Raw genomic sequence first — 12,646 nt, 5'->3', positions numbered from 1 at the left:
AAAAAAAACTTTTAAATTTTTATAGAATAAAAGTTGTGGGAGTTAAAATAATCAGTATCTTTGCAGTCCCTAATAAGGGAGCGCAGAAGTTGATGGATTGGAGGTTTAGAGGAGTTAAGGTTACTGAAAAAAAACTTTAAAATTTTCTTCAAAAACATTTGGTCAATTAGAAAAAAGTTATTACTTTTGCACTCGCAAATACGAAGTGAAAACGACAGAAAATTAGCTGCGTATTAAAGCGGAAGAAGTGAAGTTCATTGAAATACAATATAACAACCAAGTAAGGAAAAACTAAAGCGTTAAAAAACTTTGAGTGAGTCAGACAAACATACAATGGAGAGTTTGATCCTGGCTCAGGATGAACGCTAGCGGGAGGCCTAACACATGCAAGCCGAGCGGTAGATTGCTTTCGGGCAATTGAGAGCGGCGCACGGGTGCGGAACACGTGTGCAACCTGCCTTTATCTGGGGGATAGCCTTTCGAAAGGAAGATTAATACCCCATAATATTTAGAATGGCATCATTTTAAATTGAAAACTCCGGTGGATAGAGATGGGCACGCGCAAGATTAGATAGTTGGTGAGGTAACGGCTCACCAAGTCAATGATCTTTAGGGGGCCTGAGAGGGTGATCCCCCACACTGGTACTGAGACACGGACCAGACTCCTACGGGAGGCAGCAGTGAGGAATATTGGACAATGGGTGAGAGCCTGATCCAGCCATCCCGCGTGAAGGACGACGGCCCTATGGGTTGTAAACTTCTTTTGTATAGGGATAAACCTTTCCACGTGTGGAAAGCTGAAGGTACTATACGAATAAGCACCGGCTAACTCCGTGCCAGCAGCCGCGGTAATACGGAGGGTGCAAGCGTTATCCGGATTTATTGGGTTTAAAGGGTCCGTAGGCGGACTTGTAAGTCAGTGGTGAAATCTCATAGCTTAACTATGAAACTGCCATTGATACTGCAGGTCTTGAGTAAGGTAGAAGTAGCTGGAATAAGTAGTGTAGCGGTGAAATGCATAGATATTACTTAGAACACCAATTGCGAAGGCAGGTTACTATGTCTTAACTGACGCTGATGGACGAAAGCGTGGGGAGCGAACAGGATTAGATACCCTGGTAGTCCACGCCGTAAACGATGCTAACTCGTTTTTGGGTTTTCGGATTCAGAGACTAAGCGAAAGTGATAAGTTAGCCACCTGGGGAGTACGTTCGCAAGAATGAAACTCAAAGGAATTGACGGGGGCCCGCACAAGCGGTGGATTATGTGGTTTAATTCGATGATACGCGAGGAACCTTACCAAGGCTTAAATGGGAATTGACAGGCGCAGAAATGTGCTTTTCTTCGGACAATTTTCAAGGTGCTGCATGGTTGTCGTCAGCTCGTGCCGTGAGGTGTTAGGTTAAGTCCTGCAACGAGCGCAACCCCTGTCACTAGTTGCCATCATTGAGTTGGGGACTCTAGTGAGACTGCCTACGCAAGTAGAGAGGAAGGTGGGGATGACGTCAAATCATCACGGCCCTTACGCCTTGGGCCACACACGTAATACAATGGCCGGTACAGAGGGCAGCTACACAGCGATGTGATGCAAATCTCGAAAGCCGGTCTCAGTTCGGATTGGAGTCTGCAACTCGACTCTATGAAGCTGGAATCGCTAGTAATCGCGCATCAGCCATGGCGCGGTGAATACGTTCCCGGGCCTTGTACACACCGCCCGTCAAGCCATGGAAGTTTGGGGTACCTGAAGTCGGTGACCGTAAAAGGAGCTGCCTAGGGTAAAACAAGTAACTAGGGCTAAGTCGTAACAAGGTAGCCGTACCGGAAGGTGCGGCTGGAACATCTCATTTTAGAGCGTCTTTAAGACGATAAAAAAATTAAGGACACTATGTGTCCAAAGTACTTACTTCAAAGTAAAGCTTTAGTTTTTTGTTTGGTTGATATATAAAAAATACAAACCCACTAGAAATTAGTATAAGGGATAAGAGATAATTAACAATTATTAATTAATAATTATTAATTAGAGAGAGTCTCGTAGCTCAGCTGGTTAGAGCGCTACACTGATAATGTAGAGGTCGGCAGTTCGAGCCTGCCCGAGACTACTAATTGAATAGAGGTTAGAATCTAGAAATCAGAAGTTAGTATGTTACTAATCTCTAACTTCTAACTACTAACATCTAAACTAGCGGGGAATTAGCTCAGCTGGCTAGAGCGCCTGCCTTGCACGCAGGAGGTCAAGGGTTCGACTCCCTTATTCTCCACCATTATAGATGGTTTAATTTTAAATAAGCAAATAGAGCCAAAAACAATATTTGCGAATTAAATCAGAAATAGAAATAAGATCATTGACATTAACGATAAAGACATCACAAAGAGAAAACCGAGCACTTATAAGTGCTTGAGTAACCTAAAAATAGGAAAGAAATCGTTAAGGGCGTATGGCGGATGCCTAGGCTTTCAGAGGCGACGAAGGACGTGGTAAGCTGCGAAAAGCTGCGGGGATTGGCACACACGAATTGATCCGCAGATATCCGAATGGGGCAACCCGGCAGGTTGAAGACCTGTCACACCGTAAGGTGAGCAAACCCGGAGAACTGAAACATCTAAGTACCCGGAGGAAAAGAAATCGAAGAGATTCCGTAAGTAGTGGCGAGCGAAAGCGGATTAGCCCAAAAGTCTTTATATATTTAGAAGAATGTTCTGGAAAGAACAGCCGTAGACGGTGATAGCCCGGTATTCGAAAGGTATATAAGGATGATAAATGAGTAGGGCGGGACACGTGAAATCCTGTCTGAATATGGGGGGACCATCCTCCAAGGCTAAATACTCCTGAAAGACCGATAGTGAACAAGTACTGTGAAGGAAAGGTGAAAAGCACTTCGAATAGAAGGGTGAAATAGAACCTGAAACCGTACGCCTACAAGCGGTCGGAGCCCACAAGTTGGGTGACGGCGTGCCTTTTGCATAATGAGCCTACGAGTTAATTTTACTAGCGAGGTTAAGTAATTAAGTTACGGAGCCGGAGCGAAAGCGAGTCTGAATAGGGCGCATAGTTAGTAGGATTAGACGCGAAACCTTGTGATCTACCCATGGGCAGGTTGAAGCTCTGGTAACACAGAGTGGAGGACCGAACCGGTTGACGTTGAAAAGTCTTCGGATGACCTGTGGGTAGGGGTGAAAGGCCAATCAAACTGGGAGATAGCTCGTACTCTCCGAAATGCATTTAGGTGCAGCGTCGCAACAAAGTTTATTAGAGGTAGAGCTACTGATTGGATGCGGGGGTTTCACCGCCTACCAATTCCTGACAAACTCCGAATGCTAATAAATGTTCTGCGGCAGTGAGGGCATGGGTGCTAAGGTCCATGTCCGAGAGGGAAAGAACCCAGACCAACAGCTAAGGTCCCCAAATATATGCTAAGTTGAAGCAACGCGGTTGAACTGCATTGACAGCTAGGATGTTGGCTTGGAAGCAGCCATTCATTTAAAGAGTGCGTAACAGCTCACTAGTCGAGCGGTTCGGCATGGATAATAATCGGGCATAAGCATATTACCGAAGCTATGGATTTATAATTTAATTATATCTGGTAGGAGAGCATTCTGTTTGCGCCGAAGCAGTATCGTGAGGTATTGTGGAGCGGACAGAAAAGAAAATGTAGGCATAAGTAACGATAAAGGGGGCGAGAAACCCCCTCACCGAAAGACTAAGGTTTCCTCAGCCATGCTAATCAGCTGAGGGTTAGTCGGGACCTAACGCGAACCCGAAAGGGGTAGTGGATGGACAATGGGTTAATATTCCCATACTTGCTCACACTAAAAAGGGGACGGTTCGACGTAGCTATTGAAGACGGACGGAAGTGTCAAGGCCTAGCCTTCGGGCGAAGCTGTTATAGTGAAATCGGATCCAAGAAAAGCCGAAGTGAAGCAACCCGTACCAAAACCGACACAGGTGGTCGAGGAGAGAATCCTAAGGTGCTCGAGTGAGTCGTGGCTAAGGAACTAGGCAAAATAGTCTCGTAACTTCGGAAGAAGAGACGCCAACAGCAATGTTGGCCGCAGTGAAGAGGCCCAGGCGACTGTTTATCAAAAACACAGGACTCTGCTAAATCGAAAGATGCTGTATAGGGTCTGACACCTGCCCGGTGCTGGAAGGTTAAGGAAGGGCGTTAGCGTAAGCGAAGCGTTTGACTGAAGCCCCAGTAAACGGCGGCCGTAACTATAACGGTCCTAAGGTAGCGAAATTCCTTGTCGGGTAAGTTCCGACCTGCACGAATGGTGTAACGATCTGGGCACTGTCTCAGCCACGAGCTCGGTGAAATTGTAGTATCGGTGAAGATGCCGATTACCCGCAATGGGACGAAAAGACCCTGTGAACCTTTACTATAACTTCGTATTGACTTTGAGTAAGTAATGTGTAGGATAGGTGGGAGACTTTGAAGCTGGCACGCTAGTGTTGGTGGAGTCGACGTTGAAATACCACCCTTTACTTACTTGGAGCCTAACTTCTTTCAGAAGGACATTGCGTGGTGGGTAGTTTGACTGGGGTGGTCGCCTCCAAAAGAGTAACGGAGGCTTTCAAAGGTACCCTCAGCACGCTTGGTAACCGTGCGTAGAGTGTAATGGCATAAGGGTGCTTGACTGTGAGACCAACAAGTCGATCAGGTGCGAAAGCAGGACATAGTGATCCGGTGGTTCCGTATGGAAGGGCCATCGCTCATAGGATAAAAGGTACTCCGGGGATAACAGGCTAGTCTCCCCCAAGAGCTCACATCGACGGGGAGGTTCGGCACCTCGATGTCGGCTCGTCACATCCTGGGGCTGGAGAAGGTCCCAAGGGTTGGGCTGTTCGCCCATTAAAGTGGCACGCGAGCTGGGTTCAGAACGTCGTGAGACAGTTCGGTCTCTATCTATTGCGGGCGTTAGATGTTTGAGAGGACTTGATTCTAGTACGAGAGGACCGAATTGAACAAACCTCTGGTGTATCAGTTGTACCGCCAGGTGCACCGCTGAGTAGCTATGTTTGGAAGAGATAAGCACTGAAAGCATATAAGTGCGAAACTCGCCTCAAGATGAGACATCTTTTAAGGGTCGTTGGAGATGACAACGTTGATAGGCTATAGGTGTAAAGGCAGTAATGTCATAGCCGAGTAGTACTAATTACCCGTAGATTTATAGCCTATAAGGTGCTAATAAAACAAGTTCTTATAAGTGCAGTAAAGGTTTTGCCTTTGTGATGATATTTATCGATAAAATCAGAAGTTAGAATTTAGCAATTAGAAGTTAGATTTATACTAACCTCTAACTTCTAATCTCTAACCTCTTATATACCTTTTTTAGGGTGGTTTTAGCGGTGGGGCTCACCTGTTCCCATTCCGAACACAGAAGTTAAGCCCACCAGCGCCGATGGTACTGCTAACGCGGGAGAGTAGGTCGCCGCCAGTTTTTATTTAAAAGTCTCATACAGTATTGTATGAGACTTTTTTGTTTTTGTACCTTACTTTACTTTAGATAGAGGTTAATAGTTACTAGCTCCAATGAGGATCGGAGACGGTGGGTTTTCCAGATTCTATTCTCCCTGAAAAATGCCAAATAGAGTTCTCTAAGCTTAGTTTTAAATCATACCAACCTTTCATATTGTCCAGATTTAGGCTAATCTTTTCTTCTGATTTATGTATATTAATTTTCTTTTGAGTCTTATTGTAAAAATCCTTAATAGTGACTGAAAGATTATTACTATTTTTTTTCTTAAATATTAATTCTATTTCATTTTTTAAGTGATGATTTTTTAATAGTACCTCAATTTGTGGATTTACTTTTCCTCTGAAATTTCTATAAAAACCATTAGGTCCGAAAACTTCGTAATTGTATTCTTCCGAATTATTTTGATGGCTTAGCTTCTGTTTAGAATATAGAGCATAAGAAAAATAAAAATTGCTATTATCAAACTGAGTTCTATCATAAATTAACAATGGAACTCCTGATTCGGCAAGATTTGTCATTTTTATCTTGTTCTCTTCAAAATTCACTTCAAAATTATAAGGAAGTGAATTAGAAGGCTTTAAACCTCTTTCCTGAACTTCCAATAAATTTTCGTTTAGCTCATTTTCAGAATACCATTTCAAATTTGGGACAGGTTTATGTTTAGCAGAATTTATTGTTTTAGCATAGTCTTTTTGATTCAAATAATCCATCTTTGGAATTTTAAGATTAGATGAATTGAACGCTGAAGTTAAATCCCCACAAATAGCCCTTCTCCAATCACTAATATTATCAACTGTAACGTCTTTATCAAATTTTTTCTTTATAAACTTTTCTAGAAATTGAAGCACAGAAGTATGGTCGGAGACTTCGGAATTTACAAACCCTCCTTTTGTCCAAGGTGAAGCTATAATCATAGGTACCCGATAACCTAAACCGACCGTACCCTCAATTCTTTCGTAGTCTTTCAGTATTTGAGTAGACATATACTCCTGACCTTTGTTGACGTATTCAGCACCTTCTTTTCCATTCATATCAACAGGTTGACTAGGGTTTATTGGTGGACTGAAGGGAAGAACATGGTCAAAATAGCCGTCATTTTCATCATAGTTGATTATGAAAATTGTCTTTTTCCAGGTTTCTGGGTCTTTAGTGAGAATATTTAAAACCTCTGAAATATACCAAGCTCCATACCAAGGTGAACCAGGATGATCCGAAAAATGTTCAGGAGCAACCAGCCAGGAAACCAAAGGCAATTTTTTATTTTCAACATCTTTTCTGAATTGATGCAAAACATCTCCTTTGGGTACAACTAATCTTTCACCGTTTTCATCTTGTCCTACCTCAATATTCCAATAATCAGGGTCATTACTATTAGTGGTAAATGCCTTTTCATGAATACTTTTTTCGGTTTGAGTTAATTTTTCAAAATTATCCGGATGATATTCTATTAAATCGTTTTGAAGTTCTTTAATTTTAGCTTCAAAAATCTCTTTTTTACTAGGGTTTTTCTCAATTTCCTTTGTTAAATGAGAAATAATATTAGAAATATTTTTGTGATAACCCTTTGAAAATTTTACATTGAATTTAGAAAACCATTCGATTGGATTATCTGTAAAATTGCTCAACCAAGCTTCTTGTTCTCCAGACATTCCTTTTGGAAGGCTGATTTCATTTTGATAAATTTTCCATGAAATATTATTTTCCTCTAAAATTTCTGGAAATGTTTTCCATTTTGCCTGTTTGTTTTTATCGTAATCTATATTTTCATTATAAACATTGGCTTTTACTTTTCCGTTTTTTTGTTCACGAAGAGTTCCTGACCATAAAAAAAGTCTGTTGGGAGTAGTTCCCGTTAATGAAGAGCAAAAATATTGATCGAAAATAGTAAATGCGTCTGCCAATTGATAATAAAATGGCAAATCTTCACGATTGTAGTATCCCAAAGTAAGAGGTATGTCTTTGTAATCTTTATTTCCGGATGCTTTTGCCTGAAGCCATTTGTCAAATTTCCCATTGTTTAAAGCTTTTTGTTGGTCACTCCATGAATGTGGAAGTGAACTCATCCAAGTAGACTTTGTATTTCTTAAATTCAGACGAGCCGGAGCTGCATATTTTCCGGAATCACTTTTTTGAAAGAAAACTGAATGTCCGTCTTGTTTTATAAATGCTCTTTTGTCCAAAAAGCCTCTTACCCCTTTCAAAGTTCCAAAAGCGTGGTCAAATGAACGGTTTTCCTGCATTAAAATTACTACATGTTCAGCATCATAAAAGGTAGATTTGTCGGCAGGGTCTATGGTTAATGCCTTTAGGATTGACGGATGTAACATGGTGGATGTGCCTAATCCTCCTAAAAGTAAACTCGATTTTTCTAAAAATTCTCTTCTGTTCATATTCAATCGAAATAATAATGAAGAAATCGCAATAAATAAAAATCAACTACGATTTCTTTCTAAGTATTAAAATTAAAAAGTATTTTATTGTAACCACCAAGGTTTGGAGTGTATATTATCATTTCCTTCGTATTGTGAAGCTAAAGCTGCCTGAAGATTTGTACTATTATAATTGTACTCCGTTTGTGGATATCTAAATCTTAAAGGAGCAGAAACTCCGGTTTGTAATGGTAAATTAGGGTATCCTGTTCTTAAATAATCATAATAAGAAGTCCATTGAGACTGATGAAACATAGTCATGTATTTCTGTGTAATGATTTTTTCTAATTGGTTTGATAATGAATCCGATGTATTGTAAGCAACTAAAGGTTTTGCTAAATATTGATTAACATCAAATCCTGAAAAATATTGGTTTGGATTTTTTACATGAGTCTGATAAAAATTAAAACTTGCTTTAATGGCATTTTCATAATGTGTTTTAGGAGAACTTGATATCCATCCTCTTGCAGCGGCTTCAGCAAGAATAAACTCTAATTCCGAATAACTCAAAATGTTTGAAGGTTCGTTAGTGGCATCTTTGTAGAAACGGTCGTTTACTTTTGAAATGTTTTTTGCCGTAATCAAAGCTGCATTTTCAGAATAAGGGGAAGTAGGATTTCCTCCGTTGTAACCCGTAAAATCCGTAATTGGTTTTCCAGCTTCTTTAGCACCTGTTGTTTGTGCTGCAAATGTAAATAAACGTGGGTCTTGTCTTTCTTTAAACAAATTGATAAAATAATCTGCCATATATAGGCTAGAACCGTATCCACTGTTATTGAACATTGAATATCTGCTGTCCGCTGCGTCTGCAAATTTCAGTTCACCATTATCTGTGATAGAGGTCATTAATGGTTGGTTTCCTGCTATAGAGGCAAATTCTGTAGCTATATTATAGCTTCCGACAGTATTTTTCTTAGAAAGGGTAATTAAAATTTTTAATCTGAAAGAATTGATTAATTTTTTCCATTTTGAAGCATCACCGTTGAATATAATATCACCCTCAATTTTATCTTGGGTATTGATAAGGTCGTTCGCTTCCTTCAATTCTGTTAAAATCCCTGCCATTACGGTTTCCTGACTGTCGTATTTGGGTTGGGTAATTGCAGATTCTCCTTTCACTGCTTCTGAATAAGGAATACTTCCGAATTTTAAACTTAAATTAAAGAAATAATAAGCTCTGTAAAATTTCCCGATTGCCTGATAGTTTTTATTGTTGATTTTTTCGGCCTCCTGCATCATTTTTACGGTGTTGAGAAGTCCTTTTGTATATACTTCAAAAGATGCATCATTCCATTTCATGTACTGATAAACATTTTCACCGTCTGTTCCTATCATCATTCTGGAAGCATACATATTATCACCATTTACCTGAAAAACATTTTGTGAAACGTATGTCAAAAGAAATTTTGGGTCTATACTTGCTTGGTCGTTTGGGTTTTCATTAATAGTATCAAGGCTTGATTCACATGAAGTTAATGTCAATAATCCTATAATAAATAATGACTTTATAATATTTTTCATTTTGATTGAATGCTTTTAATTAAAATTTAAGATTAAATCCGATTCCGAACCATCTGCTTGACGGATCCTGAATGTCATTTCCTGCCTGAATTTTAAAATCAGGGTCTGAATAAAGATTTTTAGATTTTTTCCACATCGCTAAATTGTATCCTGAAATATTTGCGGTAAAACCTTTCAAAATTCCGTTAGGATTTAGTAATGATGAGAAATCATATTCTAGAACTATTGAGCGTAATTTTATAAAAGTTCTGTCAAAAACATTGGCGAACATTTCGTTTTCATCTTCAGTAACTCTCGCTCGATAAGGATAATTTTGTGCCCAATCCTGAAAGCTAATAGGTTTAGCATGTGGAGTATAAGTTCCTGTTGAGGGATTATAATTTACACCATCTGGAACAAAATAATAACTTCCGGGATTAGCATATTCTAAGTCTCTGTAAGCCGTAGAATTTGGGTGTTTTCCTCCCCACCACATTTTTTCTACTACTTGCGACCTCATTACACCTCCGATACTTCCATCAATACCTATATTTAATGATAATTTTTTGTACTTAAAAGTATTGTTGAAACCAAATGTCCAATCTGGGTTGAAATGTCCTAAATTGGTTGGAGCATTGGCTTTTGTCGGCATTCCTGTATTGGCATCAAGAATAATTTTTCCGTCAGGAGATTTTTGCCAAGTGTAATCATAATAGCTATCCATTCTTTCGCCTAATTTGATGTTATTATAATTGGGCATATTTCCGTAGATGGAACTTAGTTTTTGTTCGTAAGTACTCCAATTGATTAAAGATTTCCAGGTAAAATTGTTGGTTTTAACAGGTACTAAACCTAATGAAACCTCAAATCCTTTTGTTGTGTATTCGTTTCCGTTTACATATTGAGAGGTGAATCCTGAAGATTCAGAACTTGGGAATTGAAGGATATTGTTGTAATCTAATGTTTTGAAATAAGTTGCATCTAAAGTAATTCTATTATTCAAAAAACCTGCACTTAGTCCCAATTCATAAGATTTTGTTTGTTCAGGTTTCAATGAATTTTCATAATTGAGTGTTGTAGGATAGTAAAAAGTAGGATTTCCGTTGAATGAAATTCCGTTATTGTTCAGATAATAATTTCTGATAGAATAAGGTTGGAAGTCGTATGCAACTTTTGCCCAAGAGGCAGATAATTTTAACAAATTGATTGATTCGGGCAATTTAACCAAATTTGAAATCACTGCACTTAATGAAGCAGAAGGATAAAAGTATGACCTGTTAGCTTTTGGTAAGGTTGAAGACCAGTCGTTTCGCCCTGAAATATTGATGAAAAAAGCATTGTACAAATCAATATCAATTGTAGAATAGGCACTGTAAATTAATTTTTCATTTAAATAAGTATAATTTTTAATAGCTCCAATTGAGTTTTCAAAACTATATATTTCAGGAATCTTTAGACCATCTGTAGAAGAATTGTCTTTATTGTTTTTATAGTAAAAAGTAGACCCTCCGGCGTTGATTGTGAACCCAAAATTATCAGAAATTTTCTTTCTATAGGTTGCTAAAATATCATAGTTAAGATTCCATGTTTTTTCATCGTTCAAAATATATCCTCCACTTCTTGGTGCGCTATAATTGAAGTAAGAGTACGGACTTTGAATTTCTTGTTTGTTATGATTTTCAACAATCGAAATTTTCCCTTTTACCGAAAAATCTTTTGTTGCTTTATATTCCAAACCAGTCTGGGCATTGATAATATTGGTTCTGTTTTTATTTTTATAATATTCAGCTCCAAACCAAGGATTGTTGTACCAAGCGTAATTCCAGTTGGCTTGGGTTCTTCCTTCCTGCCCTGGAACCCATAGGTGGTTTTTTAAATCTTTTCCGTTTACGTCTCCTCCCATCCAGATCAAAATAGTGTACATATGGCCGCTCGGATTGTAATCGTAATTCGGAATATTTGGCGTGAAAGTTTGATTAAAATTAAACTTAGTATCAAATATTAATTTATCGCTGATGTGATTTTCTGTTGAAAAATTAACGCCATAACGCTGAAGATATGCTCCGGGAATACTGTCATCATAATTCATGAAATTTCCAGAAAGTCTGTAGATATCTTTATTGTTTTTATAGCTTATTGAGAAGTTGTTATTATTGATTATAGCAGGTTTCAGGAATGTTTTCAGGTTGTCATGATATTCCCAATCAATAGGAACTCTTTCATATCTTGATTTATCGTTATATTGGCTTCCTGCAACAGTTCCGTACCAAGGAATGACTTCTCCTGTTTGTTTATCTCTGATTGGGCTATTCCATTGTGCTATCTTTGTTCCAGGAACAAATTTCGGTCCCCAAATCATGTCTCCATCATTTACACCGCCGTCTGCACCATCCCAAAATTCATATTTTCCGTGTGAACCGTTTCCGTATTCAGTCTGCGTTTTTGGTAAATTTGTAAATCCGCCCGAAATCATTGTATTTTGAGAAAACTCAACTGTAAATCCTTTCTTTTTAGCGCTTTTTGTAGTAATTAAAACAGCTCCATATCTACCTCTTGAGCCATAAAGCGCAGAAGCGGTAGCTCCTTTTAGAACATTGATATTATCAATATTATTGGGGTCTAAATTTTGAAAAACATTTTTATCAACGATAACTCCATCAATCACAAAAACTAGATTTGAATTTCCCCTCAAGCTAAATTCCGGTGCCTGTTGCATTCCTGTCGGATTTGATACATTCAACCCTGAAACCTGCCCTGAGAATAAGTTTCCAATACTTGGAGTGGTTACTGTTTCAAATTGTTTTGTACCAACTTCCTGTGTGGAATAACCTATTTTTTCTTTCTTTTTTGCAATACCCAAAGCTGTAATTACAACACCTTCAATTTGTTTTTCAGTTACTTTTTTTAAAATAACCGAATAGTTTTTCTTGTTTGATACTTCAATAGTATAGAGTGAAAATTCCGGAGAATAAAACTCAAGAATATCTTTCGGATTTGCTGAAATGGTAAAATTTCCATTAGTATCGGTGATTACTGTTTTTCCTGTGTTTTTGTCGATAATGCTTACACCAGAGATACTACTTCCGTTTTCTGATTTCACATTTCCGGAAATATTAATTTCTTGAGCAGTAAGATAGAGGGGGAGTAAAAAAACTGCAAAAGTAGCTAAAGTCTTCTTCATTTTTTTTGAAGGCAAATTTAGCGGGGTTGTGTTACTTAAGTTTTAAGAATATGTTAAAAGA

The 12,646-nt window shown here is 38.6% G+C and carries 3 protein-coding genes, 2 tRNA genes and 3 rRNA genes; 5 read left to right on the top strand and 3 right to left on the bottom strand.

Annotated elements, in window-relative coordinates:
- Positions 1-330 precede the first annotated feature (330 nt).
- From OH806_RS03755 to rrf, 5 genes are all read left to right on the top strand, one after another.
- A 16S ribosomal RNA gene (locus OH806_RS03755) occupies positions 331-1,847 on the top strand.
- 178 nt (positions 1,848-2,025) lie between these two features.
- Positions 2,026-2,099, top strand: a tRNA-Ile gene (locus tag OH806_RS03750).
- Positions 2,100-2,184: 85 nt separating this feature from the next.
- Positions 2,185-2,261, top strand: a tRNA-Ala gene (locus tag OH806_RS03745).
- 154 nt (positions 2,262-2,415) lie between these two features.
- A 23S ribosomal RNA gene (locus OH806_RS03740) occupies positions 2,416-5,171 on the top strand.
- Positions 5,172-5,328: 157 nt separating this feature from the next.
- Positions 5,329-5,436: ribosomal RNA gene (gene rrf / locus OH806_RS03735) — 5S ribosomal RNA — on the top strand.
- Together the 16S, 23S and 5S rRNA genes with 2 tRNA genes alongside form the textbook arrangement of a ribosomal RNA operon.
- An 83-nt stretch (positions 5,437-5,519) precedes the next feature.
- Here rrf and OH806_RS03730 read toward each other — a convergent pair.
- The 3 genes from OH806_RS03730 to OH806_RS03720 all read right to left on the bottom strand — a co-directional run bounded on the left by OH806_RS03730 (position 5,520) and on the right by OH806_RS03720 (position 12,585).
- Positions 5,520-7,865 carry a phosphocholine-specific phospholipase C gene (locus tag OH806_RS03730; protein ID WP_264742315.1) on the bottom strand — a complete coding sequence of 782 codons (2,346 nt, stop codon included), beginning with the start codon at positions 7,863-7,865 and terminating at the stop codon, positions 5,520-5,522.
- 84 nt (positions 7,866-7,949) lie between these two features.
- Positions 7,950-9,425, bottom strand: coding sequence for a SusD/RagB family nutrient-binding outer membrane lipoprotein (locus tag OH806_RS03725; RefSeq protein ID WP_264742314.1), 1,476 nt, complete (start codon positions 9,423-9,425; stop codon positions 7,950-7,952).
- 19 nt (positions 9,426-9,444) lie between these two features.
- Positions 9,445-12,585, bottom strand: coding sequence for a SusC/RagA family TonB-linked outer membrane protein (locus tag OH806_RS03720; RefSeq protein ID WP_264742313.1), 3,141 nt, complete (start codon positions 12,583-12,585; stop codon positions 9,445-9,447).
- Positions 12,586-12,646 lie beyond the last annotated feature (61 nt).

This window comes from Chryseobacterium oryctis (genome assembly GCF_025971925.1).
In the GTDB taxonomy this organism is placed as follows: domain Bacteria; phylum Bacteroidota; class Bacteroidia; order Flavobacteriales; family Weeksellaceae; genus Chryseobacterium; species Chryseobacterium oryctis.
Note: the sequence above shows the minus strand (reverse complement) of the source record. Positions and strands in the feature narration are given on the sequence as shown.